This window comes from Chitinophaga sp. GbtcB8 (genome assembly GCF_019091455.1).
Classification (GTDB): domain Bacteria; phylum Bacteroidota; class Bacteroidia; order Chitinophagales; family Chitinophagaceae; genus Chitinophaga.
Genome location: NZ_JAGXJN010000040.1, coordinates 38420 through 61991, shown reverse-complemented (window position 1 = coordinate 61991; position 23572 = coordinate 38420). Strand labels below are relative to the sequence as shown.

The following is a 23572-nucleotide window of genomic DNA, read 5'->3' as shown; positions in this document are numbered from 1 at the left end:
TTTCCCAAAAAATACTGATCAAACTTGTTCAAATAATTTATTAACTTAGAAAGAGAGAATTAACGAGGGTTTTTCGAAAGCACGATAAAACGTGAATGAACATACGTAATATTTAATCTGTGATATAAATCTGTGAGAGGGGGTCCTCAGTAAATACATCTATACCAGGATCATTTTGTACCTATAACAAGTTCACTGAAAGGCGCTATCAACCAATATTCCGGGCTTATTACAAAAGATGTTTACCAGAGCTTAACTCCTACCCTGTGATGCGATTTTTTTTATCGTAGACCGCTACACCCAAATATTAGAACCAAAATCAAAGATCGTTTATGATTTTAACGGACAGCTATTGTCATTTCCACCCGGTGAAATGGTTCCGGATCCTGTTCCTGGTATTCTGTTTACTGCCCCTGTTACCTACCGCCCATGCATATGCAGGGCCTGCGGCAGCTTTCCAGGACACACTCCCCGCCACAAAAGCCAGTGGTACGGTTACCGATGCAAAAGAGCAGGTAGCGCTACCCGGAGCTACCGTCGAAAACCTGGTTACCCGCAGAGGCACACAAACCAATGCAAACGGTGAATTTATGCTGGATGCCCGCCGGGGCGACTCCCTGCGTTTTTCCTTTGTAGGCAAGGCTTCCCAGGTACGGGTATTTACCGGGCAACGCCTGTATATAAGCCTGGTTTCCCTGGAAGGTAATTTGTCGGAAGTGATCATTACCGGTTACCAGAATGTAGACAAAAGAAAATTTGCCGGTTCCGCTGTATCCCTGAAGGCAGAAGATGTGAAGATAGACGGTATGGTGGATGTAAGCCGCATGCTGGAAGGCCCCGCTGCCGGCGTATCTGTACAGAACGTATCCGGCACCTTTGGTGCAGCGCCCAAAGTGCGCATACGTGGCGCCACCTCCATTAACGGGGATAACAAACCCCTGTGGGTAGTGGATGGTGTGGTGCTGGAAGATATTGTGAACATCTCCAACGAACAGCTGTCCAGCGGCGACCCTACTACCCTCTTAGGCTCCGCAGTAGCAGGTTTGAACGCCAACGACATTGAAAGCTTTGATATATTAAAAGATGCCTCCGCAGCCGCCCTGTACGGCGCACGCGCTATGAACGGGGTAATTGTGATCACCACTAAAAAAGGGCGTGCAGGCAAACCCGTAGTTACCTATACAGGCAACTTCAGCACCCAGCTGAAACCCAGCTACAGCAATTACAACATCATGAACTCCGGCCAGCAAATGTCTGTACTGGCAGAGCTGGACCGCAAAGGCATCCTGTACCCCAGCATACTGGATAAAGCAGATAACGGCGTGTATGGTAAAATGTATGAGCTGATGAATGCTGATCCCAATGGCAGCTTTCCTTTGCAGAATACCCCGGAAGCTAAAGCGGAATTCTTAAAACGTTATGCACGCGCCAATACAGACTGGTTTGGACTGCTGTTCAATCAAAACTTTATGCAGGAGCATTCGCTGAGCATTTCATTTGGTACAGACAGGTCGCAGTCCTATTTCTCCACCAGCTATTACGGCGATAATGGCTGGACCGTAGCCGACCGCGTGCACCGCTACACGCTTAACTTCCGCAACAATTATAAATTCTCCGACCGCTTATCCGTAGGTTTTTCCACCCTGGCCTCTGTACGCCAGCAGAAAGCGCCCGGCGCCCTGGCCCGTAACAGCAATCCCGTAGAGGGGCAGTACGACCGTGACTTTGACATTAACCCTTTCAGCTACGCGCTGAATACCAGCCGCACCTTAACGGCCTATGATGAAAAGGGAAAGCCGGAATACTTCCGCCGCAATTTTGCGCCCTTTAACATCCTCAACGAACTGCAGAATAATTACATGGATATAAACGTGCTCGATCTGCGCCTGCAGGGCGATCTCTCCTACCAGCTAACACCCGGCTTACGCTATGAGTTCGTAGGTGCGTTACGGTATGTAAAGTCAACCCGCGAGCACCAGATCACGGAGAATGCAAACATGGCGCAGGCCTATCGCGCAGCCGGCAACTCCACCATCCGGCAAAATAATAAATTCCTGTACCGCGATCCGGATGATCCTGAAGCAGAACCGGTAGTGGTGCTGCCTTACGGCGGTTTTTACAACCGTACGGAAGACCAGCTGGTGAGCTACGATTTCCGCAATGGCTTAAACTATAACCATACGTTTAACGATCAGCATGCGCTGAACCTGCTGGGTGGTATGCAGGTAAAATCGGCCGACCGTCAAAACTTTTCCAACACCGGTTATGGGTACCAGTATAATAACGGCGGCACCCCGCTGTATGACTACCGCATACTAAAGCAAACCATAGAGACCAATTTCCCTTATTACGGCATGAGCAAGGATTACGACCGCTTTGTAGCGTTCTACGGTACCGGCACCTACTCCTACCGCTCTAAATATAACCTCACCGCAACCGCGCGTTACGATGGTTCCAACCGCCTGGGCAAATCCACCCGCGCACGCTGGCTGCCCACCTGGAGCGTAGGCGGCGCCTGGAATGCAGACCGGGAGCCCTTTATGGAAAATGTAAAATGGGTAGATTACCTGACCCTGCGCGGCAGCTATGGCTTAACAGCCAGCATGGGGCCTGCCACCAACTCCAGCATTGTGCTGCGCAACATTAATACCAGCCGGCCTTATTTAACAGAAGTAGAATCCGTGATACAGCTGGCCAACCTGGAAAATGCAGACCTCACCTGGGAAAAGCTCTACACCGCCAATGCAGGCATAGATGCCAGCCTGTTTAACAGCCGGTTGAACTTTAGTGTAGATGTATACCAGCGTAAAAGTTTTGACCTCATCAGCATTATTAAAACCTCCGGCATTGGCGGTGAGCCTTTAAAGGCCGCCAATTATGCCGACATGGATTCCTATGGCACCGATGTGCTGATAGGCGGAAAAGTGATCAGCAAAAAAGACTGGGGCTGGAGCACCAACTTCACTTTTGGATATAACTACAACAAGATCACGGATGCCAGGAACCAGCCCGACATTTTTTCACTGGTAGTACCGGAAGGCGGTAATAAGCAGGGCTACCCGGTGCGCAGCTTATTCTCCATCCGCTACAAGGGGCTGGATCATGAAACAGGCGTGCCACAGTTCACCGACGAAACAGGCAAAACCGCGCAAGCAGTGTACCTGCAGGATCAGAACACAAATTACCTGGTATATGAAGGCCCGGTAGATCCCGTGTACACCGGCGGCTTTTCCAACACTTTCCACTACAAAGCCTTTTCCCTCAATATATTCCTTACCTACCAGGCCGGCAATAAGATCCGCCTGTACCCTGCTTTTAAAACCAGCTATTCTGACCTGGATGCCATGCCCAAAGAATTCCAGGACCGCTGGGTAATGCCGGGCGATGAGCTTAAGACTAACGTGCCCTCTATAGCAGGCCTCTTTGAGCAAGCTACCCTGAGCGGGGCGCGTCCCTACAACAATTACAACTACTCCACAGAGCGGGTGGCCAAAGGCGATTTTGTGCGGTTAAAAACCGTATCCCTCACCTATGTGCTGCCACCGCAGCTCTCGCGGAAAATGCATTTTAACAACATTTCCGTAACCGGCGCTGCTATTAATCCCTGGCTCATTTACTCCGATAGTAAGCTTAAGGGCCAGGACCCTGAATTTTTTAATTCCGGCGGGGTAGCGCAGCCTATTCAAAAGCAATTCACGCTTTCACTTAAAGTTAGTATCTGATGCAGAAGAAATTATTCATATATACGTTGCTGTTAGTGCTGTGCATGAGCACAAGCTGTAAAAAGTACCTGGAAAAACCACCGGATAACCGTGCGGAGCTGAACACACCGGAGCAGGTGGCCCAGCTGCTGGGCACTGCCTACCCGCAGGCTAATTATATGTCGTTCTTTGAATCCATGTCCGATAACGTGGATGATAAAGGCGCCGGGGACCTGGAAAACACCAATGTGGACCCTTATTTTTTCCGGGATGTGCGGGATGATCAGCAGGACTCGCCGGAGTATTACTGGGATGCCTGTTATGCCGCCATAGCCGCCGCTAACCAGGCGCTGGAAGTATGTGAAAAGGCAACGAATAAATCGGCCTACAGCTCTGAAAAAGGCGAGGCCTTACTGGCACGCGCCTACGCACATTTTATGCTGGTGAATGTTTTTTCAAAAGTGTATGATGCAAATACTTCCGCATCAGACCCGGGCATACCCTATGTAACGGTACCGGAAAATATAGTGATGAAACAGTATGAGCGCAAAACCGTAAGTTATGTGTACGATATGATAGAGAAGGATATTACCGCTGGTATTCCTTTGCTGAACGATGCCCGCTATGCTGTTCCCCGCTATCACTTTACTACCGCAGCCGCACACGCATTTGCCGCACGTTTTTATTTATTTAAGAAAGATTACGCCAAAGTGCTGGAACATGCCAACCAGGTGCTTACCGGTAACGTTACAGCGCTGCTGCGGCCCTGGAACACCACCTACACCAGCATTACCTACCTTGAGCTTTATGCACGTTACGCACGCGCCACAGAACCAGCCAACCTGCTGCTGGTGGAAACAGTATCCTGGTGGGCACGCAATTATTTCACGGTGCGTTATGGCCTTACATCCGGCAAGCGGGATGAGATCCTGCGCCGTAATGTAACCGGCGGCAACTGGGCATTTAACTTCCAGGTATTCACCTCCGGTACAGACAATTACCTGCTGCCCAAGATCAATGAACATTTTGTACGCAGCTCTATTAACGCAGATATAGGCGTAGGATATGTGGTAGTGCCCATACTTACCACAGAGGAAGTGCTGTTTAACCGCATTGAAGCCAATGTTTACCTGAACAATACCACTGCAGCGCTGGCAGATCTGAATGCCTACGCCAGTACGCGCATTGCCAATTACGATGCCAGCCAGCATATTATTAACGCCACTAAGATCCGGAACTACTATGGCACCAGTAACCTGCAAAGTGGTATCCTCAGCACGCTGTTTGGTTTTAAACGGGCAGAGTATGTGCAGGAAGGCATGCGCTGGCTGGACCTGATCCGCTACAAAGCCCCCGTAACGCATTATACAACTGATGGAGATATACTGGTCCTGGGCGAGGACGATCCGCGCCGGGTATTTCAATTGCCGCAATCCGCACAGCTGGCCGGCTTAAAACTGAATCCGCGATAATATATGATGACCTTAAAAGACAATACACAAATGAAACATATACTGCTTGCAGGCGCTTTTTTGTTGTGCCTGTTAACCGCCTGTAAAAAAGACGACGACCTGGGCGACATAGATAATATACCCGGCCTGGGCGGCGATACCTGGACGCCCGGCCCCATTGATAACTGGATCATGGACAGCCTGACCGTACCTTATAACATTGCCGTTAAATACAAGTGGGACCAGGGCGAGCTGGCACTTAACCGCACGCTGGTGCCGCCTAAGGAAGAGAAGATCATACCCGTGCTGAGCGCTATAAAAAAAGTATGGATCAATAATTATGTAGCAGAAGCAGGCGAAATATTTATGAAACGTTTATGCCCCAAGTTTTTTGTGCTGGTAGGCAGCGCCAGCTATAACCCGGATGGCACCATTACCCTGGGCACTGCAGAAGGCGGCCGCCGTATTGTGCTGTATGTGCTGAACGATTTCCGTATAAAGGGTATGAGCGACTATACCCCCTCCGACTCCAGCAACGTGAAAATGATGTTCCATACCATAGAGCATGAGTTTGGGCACATCCTGCACCAGAACGTACTGTACACGCCCGACTTTAAACGTATATCCATTGGGCGTTATACCTCCAACTGGAACAATGTATCTGACGAAACAGCCCACCAGGACGGGTTTATAAGCGCCTATGCCATGAGCGCGCCGGATGAGGATTTCGTGGAAATGATCTCCATTATGCTTACAGAAGGCAAGGCAGGTTTTGATAACCTGGTGAACAGCATTACCGGTACCAGCCCCAATGGCACTACTGCAGAAGTTGCGAAAGACAAGCTGCGGCAGAAAGAAACCATTGTAGTGAATTATTTCAACGATACCTGGCACATTAATTTTTACAACCTGCAGGCAAGGACCAGAGCGTCCATTGTAGCACTGATTAAATGATGTACAAATGAGATCACGATTGGCATACTGCCTTTTATTAATACTATCATCTTTCACCGCTTGCCGCAAAGATGATAAATCCGTTTTTGACCTTTCACCGGATGAGCGCATTAACCAGGCCCTGAGCCAGTACCAGGCCGCGCTCACAGCTGCGCCCAATGGCTGGGAAGCACGCATCACCACGGGTACCGGCAGCATTTTCAACTTTCATTTTAAGTTCAATGAAACCAACCGCGTAGTAACTTATGCGGATATTGACACCACCAGCTCCGGCACTCCCCGGGAAAGCAGCTACCGGCTAAAAGCCCTGCAGCAGCCCAGCCTGATCTTTGATACTTACACCTACCTGCACATGCTGGCCGACCCGGACGGAACCGTGAATGGCGGGGATGATGGTACGGGCCTGCAATCTGATTTTGAATTTGCCATAGACACCGCAACGGCCGACAGCATAAAGCTCACCGGCCGCTATAACAAAACCAAAGTAACCCTGTACAAAGCCACGCCCCCCCAGGAAGCAGCCTGGCAGAACGGCGGCTGGCGGAAAGCGCTGAACTTCCAGTACCTGGGCCGTATACTGCAATACTTCAAACGTCTTAGCTGGGGCACTAATGCCTACGATATTACTTTTAATAACCGGCAGCATACCATCACATTTGCCTGGGTAGATGATAGTGGCAACCCGCACCGGGTTACCGCCCGTTTTTACTACACCAGCCAGGGGCTTGTCCTGGTTACCCCTTTTACAGATGGCGCAGTTACGATCACCAGCTTAAACAGCGGCAGCTGGAATGCAGGCAGCAATACATTGCAGGTGCAGGTTAACGGCGCCACGCAGGGCAGCATTGCAGGCGCTATCAGGCCTGCGCGTGTAGACCTGCAGGCCCCGCGGCGCTGGTGGCAGTTTGCCGCTCAGCAGGATAGCTACTGGGCTTCCAATAACGGCTTTCATGTAAATGGTGTGGACGATGCCTTTCACGTACGCAGCATTGACAACTTTGCATTCCTGATCTTCTGGCCGGCCTATGGCCGCCAAAGCGGTATTATCTATGACCTGCTGGGTTATATAATCGTGCAGCCGGATGCGCTTTCCCTTGATTTTGGATCCGCCTATGTGCCGCCCACCTTTACAACAGATGGCCGCATTATTTTCCGCGAGTTTGGTACCCTGGGCGATGTGCCGGCGGCTGCTACTGCAGCATTTGAGAGCACCAATACGCAAATGATAGAGGCCCGCGGTTATTACCTGGTGCAAACCGGCGCCGCCACTTATGACATGGTAAGCGCAAAAGATGCGCTGGCCTGGATCTCCTGGGAATATTAAATCGTTTATAAGCTTAATAATTCATCATTCTTTCACTCAAACTACTGTATTATGAAAAGAGTTACCACGCACATTGCCTGCCTGATGTTACTGGCCGTTAGCCTGTTATATGTTGCCTGCTCTAAAGAAGGCCCCACCGGCCCGCAGGGTGAACAGGGCCCTCCCGGTGCAAACGGTGCAAACGGTGCTGCAGGTGCAGCCGGCCCACAGGGTGAAAAGGGCGACACCGGCACCGCCAACGTTATTTACTCTGAATGGCTGGATGTAGTATTTGAGGCAGATACTTTCAGGAATGCAGGTGTGCTGGATACCCTGGGCTTTTTCAGTGGTATAGATGCTCCAAAGCTGGACCAGACCATACTAACCACCGGTGAAATGAAAGTGTACGTGAACCTGGGTACGGCTGCTGATCCCAACGTAGTGCCCCTGCCCTATTACGACGTATATTCTAACGTGAACATCAACGTTAATTTCTTAACCGGCGGCATTGCCCTGTACTCCAACCTTGACCCCAGCACGTTCATAGATTCAGATAGCGGTGAAAAGATCCAGCAATACCGCTACATCCTGATCCCCGGCGGCGCTAACGCCCGGAAGGCGAAGAATATAAACTGGAATAACTATAAGGAGGTGAAGGCATACCTGAAGCTGAAAGATTAGCTTTAAACGCCGAACGCTTAACGCTTCCTGCCGCGTATTTTGAACTCCGTCATTACCGGTCATCCATTATACGCTGCATTTTAGCGTTAAGCGTTCGGCATTTAGCGTTACGCATAAGCAGGCATTCAGCATTAATTCCTAAATTGCATGCATGAACTGCCTCATTGTAGACGACAACAAGCTGGCCCGTACCGCCATGAAACAGCTTACCAGCCATGTAGAGCACCTGCAGGTAGTGGCGGAATGCAATAGCGCCATGGAAGCCTATAACATCCTGCAAAAGGAAAAGGTAGACCTGCTGCTGCTGGATATTGAAATGCCCGGTATGAGCGGCATTGAGCTTACCCGCAACCTGGGCCGCAAACGCCCGGTCATTATTTTCACCACTGTTAAAAAAGAGTATGCAGTAGAAGCATTTGAGCTGAACGTAGCCGATTACCTGATAAAACCGGTAAACCCCGCCCGTTTTATACAGGCCATTGAAAAAGCCCGCGAAATACTGGACAGCAATAGCCGCGAATTGCAGGTAGCAGATAATGAATTTATCTTCATTCGCGATAACGGCGTGCTGAAGCGCATTAAAATGGAGGATATCCTTTTCCTGGAAGCCATGGGCGACTATGTGAAGCTGCACACCACGCAAAAATTCCATGCCATTCACACCACGCTGAAAGCTGTGGAAGAAAAATTACCCACCGCCCGTTTTATGCGGGTGCACCGCTCCTATATTGTGGCATTAGATAAGATTGAAGCCATCGAAGACGGCACTATTAATATCTTTAACAACGCTATTCCCATTGCAGATGCTTACAGAAGCCCGCTGAACAGCAGGTTGAACCTGCTCTAATGTGCAAATGTGCAGATATGCATATGTGCAAATAATAAAGGCAGATCTTCGCGGGCATTCATCTGCACATCTGCATATCTGCACACCTGCACATTAAACGACACTTTTTCCTTTTCCACCGATAGCTGTTGCCTGTTGAACAATTTGTGCTCATACAGCCTTTTACACCACCGTATCTTTAGGTCGTTAAACAATTGATCAACAAAAAAACAAAACAATGAAAAAGTTAGGAATATTAATGGCAGCCGCTATGTTATTTGTAGGTGCATCCGCTTTTGCCGGTACGCCTGTTGCAGCTAAACATGTTGCACAGAAAGAAGCCACCGCTCCTGCTAAGAAAGCACATAAAGCACACAAAAAACATCATCATACTGCAAAATCAAAAGCCAAAACGACTGCTGCTGCTCCCAAAGCCAAATAAGGCCCGTTGAGGTAAGCACAGGTTTAACGTCCCACTACAACGTTAAACGGAATTGTTCTGGTCCGGCTGTATCACGCGGGACCAGATTTTTCCCTTTAGCGCATTGCTTACCATCAGTACCGCTAAAATCGTAATTTAGAAGGGCCTTAAACGATAGATATAAGCTACTCATGCAGTCAAAACGGATCAAATACTATTTACTGGGCCTGTTTCTCACAGGTATGATCCTCTTCATCATACTGCAGTTCAACTCTTCCAAGAACATCCGCAAACTTATATCCGGCAATGAACAGGTGCTGCAGGAGCTCAGGGTAAAAAATGAGCTGCAGAAGCTGCAAACCAACATGGCCAAAACCGACAGCAAGGTTAGGGGCACCGTTATTTCCCAGGACACCCTGCATGTAACCGGCATTGAAGCGGAAATAGCCATCATTAAATCCGACCTGAACACCATCAATAAAATGATGCTGGATGATAGCACGGAAAAGCTGCTAACCCAGCTGAATTACCTGGTGGATGAAAAAAATAACTTTAATGTGCAGGTGCTGGATACCTTTTACGGGCCGGGTAAAAAGGCAGCGGAAAAGGTGATCAACAGCGAAAAGGGCAAACGCCTGGGAGAAGCCATCAACACCATTATCCACCTGCTGGACAGCACCCGGCAAACCGTGGTGAACCGCACTGTACACATAATAGATACCAGCGGGCAAAAAGCCCAGAGCTGGGGCACCATACTGGTATGCTGCGCCTGTATAGCCAGCCTGCTGGGTTTTTTATATATCATCAGCCGTATCCATCAGCAGGAGCAATTGATAGATGCGCTGGATCAGTCACAGCAAAAGGAACGCAAGCTCTCCGCCATTAAAGAGCAGTTCCTGGCCAATATGAGCCATGAGATCCGTACGCCCATGAATGCGGTGCTGGGCTTTACACGGCTGCTGCAGGGACAGTCCCTGAACGATAAATCCAAAGAATACGTATCTGCCATTCAAAGCGCCGGAGAAAACCTGCTGGATATTATCAACGACATACTGGACATTTCCAAAATAGAAGCCGGCATGATGCGGCTGGAGCCTGTTTCATTTAGCCTGCGGGGCAGCCTGCACTCCCTGCAAACCATGTTCCTGCCCAAAGCCGTGGAAAAACATTTAAGCCTGGTAATGCTGATAGAAGATAATGTTCCGGACATCCTGTACGGCGATGTATTACGGCTTACACAGGTGCTGGTGAACCTTACCAACAACGCCATCAAGTTCACCAATGAAGGCGCCGTTACCATCCGGGTAAGCCTGGTGCAGCAGCACGACAGTAATGTTCGTATACTCTTTACCGTGAAAGATACCGGCATTGGTATTGCCACAGATAAGCTCCCCTACATTTTTGACCGCTTTAACCAGGCAGAAGCCAATACCACCCGCAAATACGGCGGCACCGCCCTGGGCTTGGCCATTGTAAAACAGCTGGTGGAGCTGCAGCATGGAAAAGCAAGCGTAGAAAGCCAGCCGGGCAAAGGCAGCACCTTTACCATAGAGCTGCCCTACACCCTAGGGGAAGTAATGCCCGAATCCGGCACAGAACTCTACAACGGTAACGGGCAAACGCCTTATACAGATGCGCACCTGCTGATAGCGGAAGACAACCGCATGAACCAGGACCTGCTGCGGCATTTGCTGTATAACTGGCACCTGCATTTTCATGTAGTGAACAATGGTATAGAGGTATTACAGGCCCTGGAAAAACAACATTTTGACCTGGTGCTGATGGATATACAAATGCCTGAAATGGACGGTTATACCGCCGCCCGCAAAATACGGCAGGAGCTGCGCTCCAACATTCCCATTGTAGCCATGACAGCCCACGCCATGGCCGGCGAGCGGGAAAAATGCCTGAGCTACGGCATGAATGAATATGTAGCCAAACCCATACGGGAAGAAGAGCTCTATCGTATCATACAGGTATTTACCGGCAAAACCGGCCCGCCGGAATGGCTGGTGAATCATACATCCGTGCCTAACCATAAAGAGCTGCCGGCCCATTTAATAAGCCTGCAATACCTGCAGGATCTTTCCAAAGGTGATAAGGCATTTGAACACACCATGCTGCAACAGTTCATTGCACAGCTGCCGGAAGACCTGTCACTGCTAAAAGCCGCCATTACTGCAGCAGACATACCGGCTATACGCAGTATTGCACATAATATTAAAACCACCGTTGCCTTTATTGGCCTGGAACACCAGCTGTATGCTTTCCTGGATCCTATGGAGCAGCTAAGCGATGAACATTACGATCCCACCCAAACCGCCGCACAGTTTGAATCACTGAAACAGGTATGCCTGCAGGCAGTGGAAGAAGCCCTGGAAATACTTTTGTAATGCTGAACGCAAAACGCTGAATGCTGAACGCCGGACGCAATGCTTTCAGGCCATACGCTGCATTATTTTAGCGTTAAGCGTTAAGCATTCAGCGTTAATCATTTACTCACCACACCTGTGCTTTTTCCTTGTTCAACGACACTTATTCCCCGTTCACCGAAACCGGACCCTAACCCGTAGATACTTGCCCTAATTTTAGCAAAGCAATTCTAAAAAACACATTATTACTTAATCAATTTTTAAAACGACAAACATCATGAAAATCACGAAAAGCCTGATCGCAGCCGCTGTATTATTTCTGAGCGTTAGCGCAGTATCTTTTGCACAGGATGCAAAAACCAAACATCCTAAAGAAGCTAAAATGGCCAGCGACACCACCAAGAAAGCTGCTCATCACCACGTAAAGAAAGTAAAAGAAGAAGCTAAGAAAGGCTAATAGTCCAAGGATAGGATCTCACTAAAAGGCCCTCCGCTATGCCGCGGAGGGCTTTTCTTATTTGTTCAGCAGCTCCTTTACCAGGTGTTTATAATTTTTGCCCAGCGGCAGCTGCTTTTTATTCTTCAGGCCAATGGTATTGCCTTCAATATAATGCACATACTTTTTGTTCAGGATGTATGATTTATGGATGCGTACAAAAGCATCGGCCGGCAGCTGCTCCTCAAAGCTGCTGAGCGTGCGCGGAGTTAACAGGAATTTATCGGCCTCCCATACCTTCACATAATTACCCAGGCTTTCCAGGTAGTACACCGCATCCAGGTCCAGCAGCACAAACTTTTTGTCGGATTTAATGTAGATCTGCGCAGGTGTTTTACTAACGGGTGCTGCGGGTGCAGGATCACCGGCCTTTATTTTTAACGTATGCATGGCCAGTGCGCGGTTAACGGCTTTTAAAAAACGTTCAAAGCGGAAAGGTTTTAACAGGTAATCGCATACTTCCAGCTCAAAGCTTTCCAGCGCATGCTCTTCGTAGGCAGAAGTAATGATCACCAAAGGGCGTTGCTGCAGCGCTCTTAACAGGTCCAGGCCATTGAGCTTAGGCATGCGGATGTCCAGGAAAATAAGGTCTACCGTATGTTTGCTCAGGAATTCCAGCGCTTCTGCAGGGCGGTAACACTGCCCGCTGTTTTCCAGGAAAGGAATGTCCTCCATGTACTTCAGGATCACTTCATGGGCCAGGGGCTCATCATCAACTATAAGGCAGCGCATGCTCATAAGCGGTTCAGTTGCAATTCGGCTTTAAAAGTATGATTTTTTACCCCCGTTTGCAGCAGGTGGCTGCCGGGGTACAACAGCGCCAGCCGCTTTTGCAGGTTGCTGAGCCCAATGCCAGGTGCAGCAGGCGCCTGCGGCTCAAAGGAATTTTCACAGCTGAAATAGAGCTGCCCGATTTCACACTGCAGGTGAATGTGCAGGAAGGCATTTTCTTCTGCAGGTTCAATGCCATGTTTAAACGCATTCTCAATAAATACGATCAGCAGCATAGGCGGTATCTGCAAAGCAGGATCGGTAATGTTTTGTGTAAAACGCAGATCCGGTGTTTTCTTAAGCCGTATCTGCTGCAGCTGTATATAATCTTCCAGGTACTTTACTTCCTCCCCAATACCTACCAGCGGCTCCTGCCCTTTATAGATCACATAACGCATCAGGTCAGAGAGCTGCAGAATGCTTTCCGGCGTTTGCGGGGATTGCTGTAAGCTAAGCGCATACAGGTTATTGAGCGTGTTAAAAAAGAAATGAGGGTTAAGCTGCTGTTTCAGCAGGTATAGCTCCGTACCTGCCTTTTCTTTTTCAAGCTGCAGAATGCGGCTGTTCTGCCGGGTCCATTGCACCGCCAGTATTACCGGCAGGCTGAATAACAGGATACCCAGTGCTGCAAAAGCATTTTCCAGCTTAAAGGGGTTGTCCGGAAAAATAGTGCCCAGCAAGTGATTAACAGGCAGGGATATTAACAGCTGCGCAATCAGCGGATAACATACAGCTACCGCTGCAAAAGCGGCCAGGATATACCATAACACCCCCTTTTGCTTTAATACCTTCAATACCAGGAAACGGCTGTTAATGTAAAAGAACAGGTACCCGCACAAATACATGAGCAGGAACTGTACAAAGAACGACAGGAATGTACCAAAGTACCGCAGGATCTTTATAATGCTGAACTCAAAACCTATCAGCAATTGCTCCGGGGTATGATACCGCGGATCATGCAGGCTGGATACGCCCATTACCGCCAGTGTGAGCGAGATGAGGGCGATGGTGATAAACACTGCATTTTCCAGGCTGATCTTTTGCAGCAGCGGAATACGCTGCACCTGCAGCCGGTAGCTGGCATTGGCTGTTAAAAGCAGCTCTAATATCAGCGCAGCCATCGCGCAGCTCACCGGGAAAAAACCTTCCAGCCCCGGGGGCTGCAGGCGAAAGAATATAAAGGTGGTTAACGGTAAGGCCCCGCCAAAACAGATCAGCCAGCAGGTTATATATCCCTTACGTGAAAATTGCCGTAACCAGCGCTGCCTGTACCAGCCAAACACCAGCACAGGCAGCAGCAGTAAGAATAACAGCAGCAGCTGACGGCCGTACGCTTCCCAGTCAGGATCAGGTTTCCGTAAGATCAGCAGCCAGGGTAGCAAACCGGCAAACAACCAGGCATCTGCATGCTGTGAAAAAAACGCGGGAATATTTTTAGTACGTAACATATAACCAGGTAAAAGAACAGCGAATATAATACCCGCACAAATTTTAATGACGAACGTACCGGTTTTCATGATGTAGGTCTTTTTGCGCGGAAACAGGGCCATACAGGGCGTTTGTCAGCCATCCCCTATCCGCCATCACTTATTGTTGAACAGCGCCTGCAGCACGCCTAATTTACCCCCTGTTCACTAAAACAACACCCCCATGTACCGACTACAGATACAGCAGCTCACCAAAAGTTATGGCAATGGTGTAAAAGCGCTCAACAATGTATCCCTGAATATTTCTAACGGCCTGTTTGGCCTGCTGGGGCCTAACGGGGCCGGGCAGTCCACCCCCATGCGCACACTGGCCACCCTGCAGCTGCCGGACAGCGGGCAGGTATTTTTTGACGGGCATAACATTCACCAACAGCCGCAAACCCTGCGCAGCCGCCTGGGTTATTTACCGCAGGATTTTGGCGTATACCCGAAAATATCTGCGCTGGCCCTGCTGGATCATTTGGCAGTGCTGAAAGGTTTGCTGCATAAAAAAGAAAGACAGGAACAGGTATTGGCACTGCTGCAGCAAACCAATTTATATTCCGTGCGCAAGCAGGCCGTAAGCACCTTTTCCGGTGGCATGCGTCAGCGTTTTGGCATTGCGCAGGCGCCGCTGGGCAGCCCGCAGCTGATCATTGCAGATGAGCCTACCGCCGGCCTGGACCCGCAGGAACGCAACCGCTTCCACGACCTGCTGAGCGAAATTGGCGAGCAGGTAGTGATACTGTTATCCACGCACATTGTAGATGATGTGCACGACCTGTGCCCGGAAATGGCGGTACTGGCCGGCGGGCGGATAATTATACAGGGCAAACCTGCCGCCTTAACAGCTGCGCTGGAAGGAAAAGTATGGCGCAAAACTGTAAGCAAAACATTGCTGCAGTATTACCAGTCGGCCTTGCAGGTGATCTCCACCCGCAGAACCGGCGGGCAGGTACAGGTGTATGTGCTGGCTGCGCAATGCCCGGATAGCGGCTTTGAGCCTTTTTACCCCGGTTTGGAAGCCGTTTATTTTTCTGCATTAAAAGAGGAGGCCGTATGTTAAGCGCTTTATTAAAATTTGAGCTGTTATACCATGCCCGCCAGCTTTCCTTTAAAATAGCAGCGGTGCTGTTCTTTGCGTTGGGCCTGCTTTTCACGTATGGCAGCTTTGGCGGTGCGGAGGTACATAAAAATTCGCCCTATGTGATCACCGTTACGGTAGGCCTGCTTTCCCTCTGCTGCATATTTGCGTGCACGCTGTTTTGCGCCAACGTGGTGCTGCGGGATACCGCCTGCCGGATGGAGGCCGTATTGTTTACCACTTCGGTAAAACGCGGGCACTATTTTACCGTTCGCTTCCTGGGATTACTGGGTGTAACCTTTGTAATGTTATGCTGCGTGGTGCTGGGCATTGCCATTGGCGCCGCCGGGGAGCGGGGCGACTTTCATTTGTTCAGCTTTTGCCAGCCTTTGCTGGTGTTTGGTTTACCAAATGTATTGCTGGCCGCCAGCCTGTTATTTTGCACAGCAGTATTTACGCGCAGTGCAAGGGCTGTTTATGTAGCGGGACTGTTGTTATACATCCTTTACCTCACCGCTGCTATATTAAGCAACTCCCCCATGATGGCCGCATCTGCATTAAAGCCAGGCGGGCCGGATGCGCTCTCCGTTCTAACGGACCCCTTCGGACTTGCTGCTTTTTTTGGCGAAACCCGCAGCTGGACCAGTGTACAGCGCAACACACAGCTCTTTCCCTTACAAGGTTTTTTTTTGCTGAACCGCTTATTATGGACGGGTTTTGCGCTGACACTGTTAGCAGTGTGCTACCGCTTTTTTGCTTTCCGCCTTACTTTGGGAACGGTTAAAAAAACGGTTACAACAGCGCAGCAGGAAGCAGTGATCCAACCCTGTTATAACGTAACCGTACATACGCAGGGTTGGAAATATACGCTCTCTGTATTTTACTCCCAGCTTAAACAGGAAGTATGGTTTGTATGCAAACACATTCCCTTTATGGCCCTGCTGCTGTTATGGATCTTCCTGTATACGGTGGAGTTAAAAGATAGTTTAGCAGGCCCTTACGGCATTCATTTTTACCCTGTTACCGGTTACCTGGCAGAAGCCATGCGTACCGTACGCCCTGCTCTGCTGCTGCTGATATTTTATGCCGCAGAATTACTGACCCGTGAAAAGGCCGCTAACATGCAGCCGCTGGTATATAGCACACCGGCGCCTGGCGCAGTGATATGGGCCGCAAAATGCGTAACACTGGCCCTCCTGGTGGCCATCCTCATTACCGCCAATATAGGCATAGGCCTGGGGTTACAGCTGGCCAATGCTTATTATCAGCCCCAATGGGCAGTATATGTTTCCCTTTATTATTACAGCGGCCTGCCTTTATTCCTGTTTGCCGTACTGATCCTGGTTATTCAAACCCTAACGCCCAATAAATACCTGGGCATGTTACTGAACCTGTTTGTAGTAGCGCTGATCATATTCAGCCGGCGGCTGGGTATAGAACATTACCTGTTACGTTATGCTACTGTACCGGACCTGTTGTATGCTCACATGAACGGGTACGGGCATTACACGTATGCCTTTAACTGGTACATGCTGTACTGGTGCGCCTTTGCAATAATACCGGCGCTGCCGGCACTGCGTTTATGGCAAGGCGGCCGGCAATTAACGGCAAGGCAACGCTGGCGTGTTTTATTTACGCATTGGCCGGTAACAGCACGTATAGGGCTGGCCGTTAGTATCACTGTATGGATCAGCTGCGGGATCTACATTTTTTACCAGGCCAATATACGCAGCCATTATATGAGCAATAACACACAGCTGCGCTGGCAGGCCGCGTATGAACAGCAATATAAACCGCTCGCCCATCTGCCACAACCGGTTATTACTTCTGTAAAAACCACGGTAGCCCTGCATCCTGCAAGGGCCATGTATACAGTAAGCGGTAGCTATCGTTTACAAAATACCTCCCGGGCAGTTATTTCAAAGATCTGGGTAGCCATAGATCCCAGCGTAAGCAACATTCAAATCACCGTACCCGGCGCACTGCAACAAAAAGCAGATGCTGCCTTTCATCAATACTGGTTTATATTGAAAAAACCGTTACTACCGGGCGATACCCTGCCCCTGTTATTTTCCCTGCAAACAAACCGCTCCGGGTTCACCGCTTTTGACAGTGAGCATAGCGTGGTACGCAACGGCACTTATATTGAGCTGGAAAAATTTGTACCCTTCCTGGGCTACAATCCCGGCTTTGAAATAACAGATGCATATGAACGCCAGCGTAACGGCCTGCCAGTGCAGGATACAGCTGTTACAACAGATACGGCCTATCATCTCATTGACCTGGAAACCACCATCTCTGCTCCTGCAGATCAATATGTAGTTACCACGGGTACCTTGCAAAATACCTGGGTAAGCGGGCAGCACCGGTACTTTCATTATAAAACCACTGCACCCGTTAATTTCATGTTTGCGCTGAGCGCAGCACATTATGCTGTTAAGGAAGAAATGTATAAAGGCGTACAGCTGCGCATTTGTTATACCAGAGGCCATGAGCAGAATATTGCGGCAATGCTGCAGGCCATGAAAAATACGCTGGATTATTGTACTCAGCACTTTGGACCTTATACCCTGCCGCAGCTTACACTGGCTGAAATACCGCAGTACCGCGGCGCAGCCACCGCCTACCCTGGCGTAATATTCGGCGCAGAGCGTATTAATTTCCTGGCCAGCTACCAGGATACCGCGCAGGTAAACCAGGCCTATGCCATAACAGTACACGAAACATCGCACCAGTGGTGGGCCAACAAGCTAAGCCCGGCAAATGGCCCGGGTGCTGCGCTGCTTACAGAATCGCTGGCAAAATATACGGAGGCCGCGGTGCTGGAACAGCACTTTGGCAGGGAGCAGCTGCACTCTTACCAGCGGGCAGATAACAACCTGTATTTTGGTATGCGTAATACCGGCAAACCGGAGCTGCCACTGTCCCGCACAGCAGATCAGCCTTTTGTATATTACCAGAAAGGCGGCCTGGCCCTGTATGCCATTCGCCAGGCCCTGGGCGAAGCAGCGCTTAACGCAGCCCTTCAGCGTTTGTTAAACAAACATGCCTGGCCCGGCCCCAGGGCCACACCAGCGGATCTTATCAGCGAATTACAGCAGGGCGCTACTGCAGCCCAGCGGCAGGTGATTGAAGATAACCTGCAAAAAGTGATCGTATTTGCATTACAGCTGAAAATGATCTCCTGCAAACCCTTACCCGGCGGTCTTTATAAGCTACAGCTCCGGGTTACGGTCAATAAAACAGACGCCGGCAAACCATTATCACCCAACGATAATTTTGACATTGGCCTCTTTGACGGGCAACAGCTTACCGTACAGCACCATCACTTTAATAAAAACACCACCGTACTAACGCTCACGGCAAAACGCAAACTGCATTCCATATCCATAGATCCTTATGATTATGTACTGGAAGAAAACAAAACAGACAACAAAATAATCTTATAAAAAAAGCCGGCCTGAAATCACTTTCAGGCCGGCCTATAATTAATTCGTAATTACTATTTCAATCCGTCCAGCTTCTTCTTCACTTCATCCACCTTAGCAGTCTGGTTCTTGATAGCGTAGATCTTTTGCAGCGCGTACAGGCAGCTTTCGTAGGTCTGCTTGTCGCCAGCTTCCAGGTTGCCTTTGGCGGCAAAACCGGCATCTGCTTTCTCAAAGTAAGGCAGCGCAGTGTTCATCAGCTCTTCTACTTTAGCCTGCAGCTCTTTTGCTTTGGGAGAGCTTTGCTCTTTGCTGCTTAAGCCATTCAGCTCTTTATTAAAACCTACTGCGCGGTTAAAGAACAGGGCGCCTAACTGGAAGTTAGCGGTAGGGTCGGCGGCATTCAGCTCCAGGGCTTTTTTGTAACCTGCTTCCGCTTTGCCCATCAGCTCATCGTAATTAGCAGGTTTAGCCTGGTCCTCACCTTTTTCATCCCGGGGGTTGGCCATGTTATCCACGCGGATAGCATAATCCAACTGGGTCTGGAAATCGTTGGGATTTTCCTGTACCTTCTTTTCCAGCATGGTCATTAACTCCGCAGTTTTACCTGTTTTGGAGTAATAGATCATTTCCATGTCGTTAAAGCGCTTGTCTTTCGGGTAGGCTTTCTTACCTTCTTCAATGGTTTTTAACCAGTTGGCGTTATCGCCTTTTTCTTCGTAAGCCTGTGCCAGTATTACATACAGGGCCGGTTCGCCTTTAAACTGCAGGTCTACTGCTTTTTGCAGGTAGGTCAGCGCCGTATCCTTTAAGGTAGCGTCTTTCTGGCTGGCCTGTTGTGCAGCATAACCCAGGTAAAAGGTCATAGAAGTATCCGTGGGAATGGAACCGCTGAGGTTCTTGCCATTGTAATACCTTGCAATTTCAAATGCCTTATGGAAGTTCTGGTAGGCTGAGTCCCATTTCTGGTCGTTCAGGTTACCATAACCTGCGTTACCTACAGTAGCATACAGGTTAAACATACGCTGGTTAATTTCCAGCAGCGCCTCAGGCATCTTTGCATTTTTATCCAGGGCTTTCTGGTAAGCATCAAATGCCTCCAGCGCTTCCGGCACACTCTTATCTTTAGTGGCCATGGCTTCCATTACTTTGCCCTTTACATACCATGTTTTGGCATCATCTTTAGTTTTTTCGTTTTGCAGGGCTTCGTCAATGTCCGCTTTAGCCTTTGCAAGGTCCTGGTTCTTCAGTGCGTCTTCCGCGCTGTTAACCTTACCTTTTTGCGCAACGGCAGCAAGTCCGGCACTGCAAAAAAGAAAAGATACCAATAGTTTTTTCATGAGCTCAATTTTTAGTTGCTGATAACAATATAAGTATGGTTTGTTTTTAGATTACATTTCCAATTTCAGGATCGTAAATATCTGTGATTAATTTCAAATAATGACAACGATTATGAACCTAATGGCAAAATTGTCCACTAAGTCCACAATCGTATTATCAATTATTTCAAATTAAAACTATTCGGTAGGTTGTGCGTCCGCAGTATCCGTTGTTTCCGTGCTGCCGGTGTTTTCCCCGCCTTCCGTAATTTCGCCGTTTTCTTCTGTTATATCTGCAATCACTTCCTGCTCATCCAGCCTTGCCACAGCAGCTATTTCATCGCTATCGTCCAAACGTATGAGGCGTACCCCCTGGGTAGCCCTGCCGGCTTCGCGGATGTCTGCTACTGCCATGCGGATGGTAATGCCGGATTTACAGGTGATCATCAGGTCGTCTTTTTCAGTAACGTCTAACACTGCGATCAGGTTGCCGGTTTTTTCCGTGATATTAATGGTTTTAACCCCCTTGCCCCCGCGATTCGTGATGCGGTATTCGTCAATGCTGGTACGTTTACCAAAGCCTTTTTCAGATACCACCAGGATCGTACGGGACTCATCCTCCTTATTAACACAAATCATACCAACCACTTCATCCTTCACATTATCTACCTCAATACCGCGTACACCAATGGCGCCACGGCCTGTATCGCGAACGGTATTTTCCGGGAAACGGATGGCGCGGCCACTCTGGATGGCCATCATCATTTCGCTGTTGCCATTGGTGAGCTTAGCTTCCAGCAGCTGGTCGCCTTCATTGATGGTAATGGCATTTACACCGTTCTGGCGCGGGCGGGAGAATTCTTCCAGTAAGGTCTTTTTAATGATACCGTTCTTGGTACACAGTATAATGTAATGGCTGTTAATAAAGTCTTTATCGCCCAGGTCCTTGATATCTATAATAGCGCGGATCTTATCATCCGTAGGCAGCGTGATCAGGTTCTGGATGGCGCGGCCCTTGCTTTGTTTTTCGCCTTCCGGTATTTCGTACACCTTTAACCAGAAGCAGCGGCCCTTTTCTGTAAAGAACAGCATGGTATGGTGGGTAGAGGCTACGAACAGGTGCTCTATATAATCCTCATCGCGGGTTTTACCGCCTATGGCGCCACGGCCACCGCGTTTCTGCTGGCGGTAATCGTAGGCAGAGGTACGCTTGATATAACCCAGGTGTGAAATGGTGATCACCACATCTTCCTCGGCAATAATATCTTCTATGCGCATTTCGCTGGCCAGGTACTGGATCTCTGTTTTACGCTCATCGCCAAACTTCTTCTTCACATCCATCAGCTCGTCCTTAATGATACGGAAACGCAGCGCTTCATCACCCAGCACTTCTTTCAGGTAAGAGATCAGCTTCATTACTTCATCATATTCTTCCTTGATCTTATCGCGCTCCATACCGGTTAAGCGTTGTAAACGCAGTTCCAGGATGGCTTTGGATTGTAATTCAGAAAGGCCGAACTGGGTCATTAACCCTTCCTTGGCTACTTCCGGTGTGCGGGAAGCGCGGATCAGGGCTATCACTTCATCCAGGTGGTCCAGCGCTATCAGGTAACCGGCCAGGATGTGGGCCTTTTCTTCTGCTTTACGCAGGTCGTAACGCGTTCTGCGCAGCACCACTTCATGACGGAACTCTACAAACTCTACCAGCAGGTCTTTCAGGTTCAGGATACGCGGACGGCCTTTTACCAGCGCCACGTTATTGATACCGTAAGAAGTTTGCAGCTCAGAGTATTTATACAGCTGGTTCACTACCACGTTGGCAATGGCTTCGCGCTTCAGGTCTATTACCAGGCGCATACCTTCCCGGTCGCTTTCATCGCGTACCTCGGAAATGCCTTCAATGATCTTGTCATCTGCCAGCTGGGCTATTTTCTGGTGTAATACGGCTTTGTTGATCTGGTAGGGCAGCTCATAGATCACCAGCCTTTCGCGGCCGGCTTTCGTGGTTTCCACGTTGATCTTACCACGCACTACTACCCTGCCGCGGCCTGTTTCAAAACCCTGCTTCACCCCTTCGTACCCGTAAATGATACCACCGGTAGGGAAATCAGGCGCTTTCACATGTTTAATGAGGTCCTCGATAGTGATCTCACGGTTATCAATATACGCTATCAAACCATCCACCACTTCACTGAGGTTGTGAGGCATTATGTTGGTGGCCATACCTACGGCAATACCGGAGGCGCCGTTCACCAGCAGGTTTGGAATACGTGTAGGCAATACCGTAGGCTCTTCCAGGGTATCGTCAAAGTTGAGGGTAAAGTCTACGGTTTCCTTTTCAATATCTTCCAGCATGGCCTCGGCGATCTTCTGCATACGCACCTCCGTATAACGCATGGCTGCCGGATCATCCCCGTCTACCGATCCAAAGTTACCCTGACCGTCTACCAGCGGGTAGCGCATGGTCCAGGGCTGTACCAGGCGGGCAATGGTGTCGTAAATGGCCTTATCACCGTGCGGGTGAAATTTACCCATTACTTCACCCACCACACGGGCTGATTTCTTGTAAGCTTTGTTGGAGTTATTGCCCAGCTCATTCATGCCGAATAAAACGCGGCGGTGCACCGGCTTCATACCATCTCTAACATCCGGTAAGGCGCGGCCTACGATCACAGACATAGAGTAATCTATGTAAGCCGTTTTCATTTGCTCCTCGATGTTGATCTGGATAATCCTGCTTTCCTGATTTTCCTGGTTTTCGGTATTTTCTGCCATATCAGAATGTTGATTTTAACTGTTTGACCTTACATGGCAAAATGGCGCTATGTAAAATCATAAGTTGTACATCGTTAATTATTGGTTTACAGTTTTTTCTGCTTCAGAAAGCAGAGGTGCAAATATACGATTTTTAAGCCGGTATTCAGCCGCTGTGGGAAAGGTTGTGCATAAATGTTTAACGGTCCATAGTCCAGGGTCCATTGCCTGGATCAGGGGTTGATATTTGTGCAGAAAATGCAGGGTTCAAATGCGTATTTCCCATCGTATTTATTAAAAAAAATCACCACATAACCGCCATTCTGCCATAACCTGAACTGCGTTTTTTCACGAGCTATGCCATGGTCCCCCGACCATCGACCATGGACCCTTCCACGCATCTCCAATGCAGTAAGCTGATAATATATTTAAATATTCCTATATAGAATAAAAAAAATATTGGCAAACTATTTGTTTTTAACAATATGATAATCAGATATTAAACAGCGCGGGAAAAATAAATTAGACACCTTTGAAATCGGATC

15 protein-coding genes are annotated in these 23572 nt (G+C 49.1%); 11 read left to right on the top strand and 4 right to left on the bottom strand.

Annotation, left to right across the window (positions count from 1 at the left end):
• The first annotated feature begins 332 nt into the window (after positions 1-332).
• From KVT36_RS26495 to KVT36_RS26455, 9 genes are all read left to right on the top strand, one after another.
• Positions 333-3722: a SusC/RagA family TonB-linked outer membrane protein gene (locus KVT36_RS26495; RefSeq protein ID WP_217606462.1), complete on the top strand. Its 3390-nt coding sequence runs from the start codon at positions 333-335 to the stop codon at positions 3720-3722.
• Positions 3722-5173, top strand: a complete 1452-nt coding sequence (locus KVT36_RS26490) for a RagB/SusD family nutrient uptake outer membrane protein (protein ID WP_217606461.1) — start codon at positions 3722-3724, stop codon at positions 5171-5173. Before KVT36_RS26495 ends, KVT36_RS26490 begins: the two co-directional genes overlap by 1 nt.
• Before the next feature lie 30 nt (positions 5174-5203).
• The gene (locus KVT36_RS26485; RefSeq protein ID WP_217606460.1) at positions 5204-6106 is read left to right on the top strand and encodes a putative zinc-binding metallopeptidase; all 903 of its coding nucleotides are present in this window, start codon (positions 5204-5206) and stop codon (positions 6104-6106) included.
• Positions 6107-6113: 7 nt separating this feature from the next.
• Positions 6114-7430 carry a DUF4302 domain-containing protein gene (locus KVT36_RS26480; RefSeq protein WP_217606459.1) on the top strand — a complete coding sequence of 439 codons (1317 nt, stop codon included), beginning with the start codon at positions 6114-6116 and terminating at the stop codon, positions 7428-7430.
• A 51-nt stretch (positions 7431-7481) separates the two neighbouring features.
• A complete protein-coding gene (locus tag KVT36_RS26475; RefSeq protein WP_217606458.1) occupies positions 7482-8090 on the top strand; it encodes a hypothetical protein in 609 nt (202 codons plus the stop codon).
• 151 nt (positions 8091-8241) lie between these two features.
• Entirely contained in the window at positions 8242-8937 is a 696-nt protein-coding gene (locus KVT36_RS26470; protein ID WP_217606457.1) for a LytTR family DNA-binding domain-containing protein, read from the top strand.
• 217 nt (positions 8938-9154) lie between these two features.
• Positions 9155-9358, top strand: a complete 204-nt coding sequence (locus KVT36_RS26465) for a hypothetical protein (protein WP_217606456.1) — start codon at positions 9155-9157, stop codon at positions 9356-9358.
• A 170-nt stretch (positions 9359-9528) separates the two neighbouring features.
• A complete protein-coding gene (locus KVT36_RS26460; protein WP_217606455.1) occupies positions 9529-11730 on the top strand; it encodes a hybrid sensor histidine kinase/response regulator in 2202 nt (733 codons plus the stop codon).
• A gap of 256 nt (positions 11731-11986) precedes the next feature.
• Positions 11987-12166 carry a hypothetical protein gene (locus KVT36_RS26455; RefSeq protein ID WP_089911048.1) on the top strand — a complete coding sequence of 60 codons (180 nt, stop codon included), beginning with the start codon at positions 11987-11989 and terminating at the stop codon, positions 12164-12166.
• 57 nt (positions 12167-12223) lie between these two features.
• On the opposite strand, the gene KVT36_RS26450 is transcribed toward KVT36_RS26455, so the two are convergent.
• On the bottom strand, positions 12224-12943 hold the full coding sequence (locus KVT36_RS26450; protein WP_217606454.1) for a LytTR family DNA-binding domain-containing protein: 720 nt from the start codon (positions 12941-12943) through the stop codon (positions 12224-12226).
• Entirely contained in the window at positions 12940-14424 is a 1485-nt protein-coding gene (locus KVT36_RS26445) for a sensor histidine kinase (protein WP_217606453.1), read from the bottom strand. The genes KVT36_RS26450 and KVT36_RS26445 overlap by 4 nt, the downstream gene beginning before the upstream one ends.
• A 202-nt stretch (positions 14425-14626) precedes the next feature.
• Here KVT36_RS26445 and KVT36_RS26440 point away from each other — a divergent pair, with 202 nt between their 5' ends.
• Positions 14627-15508, top strand: coding sequence for an ABC transporter ATP-binding protein (locus KVT36_RS26440; RefSeq protein WP_217606452.1), 882 nt, complete (start codon positions 14627-14629; stop codon positions 15506-15508).
• A complete protein-coding gene (locus tag KVT36_RS26435) occupies positions 15502-18975 on the top strand; it encodes a M1 family aminopeptidase (protein WP_217606451.1) in 3474 nt (1157 codons plus the stop codon). Before KVT36_RS26440 ends, KVT36_RS26435 begins: the two co-directional genes overlap by 7 nt.
• Before the next feature lie 53 nt (positions 18976-19028).
• Here KVT36_RS26435 and KVT36_RS26430 read toward each other — a convergent pair whose 3' ends face one another.
• Positions 19029-20294 (bottom strand): lipopolysaccharide assembly protein LapB, encoded by a 1266-nt coding sequence (locus KVT36_RS26430; protein WP_217606450.1) that lies wholly within the window; start codon positions 20292-20294, stop codon positions 19029-19031.
• Between the two features lie 177 nt (positions 20295-20471).
• The gene (gene gyrA, locus KVT36_RS26425; protein WP_254640214.1) at positions 20472-23048 is read right to left on the bottom strand and encodes a DNA gyrase subunit A; all 2577 of its coding nucleotides are present in this window, start codon (positions 23046-23048) and stop codon (positions 20472-20474) included.
• Between the last annotated feature and the right edge of the window lie 524 nt (positions 23049-23572).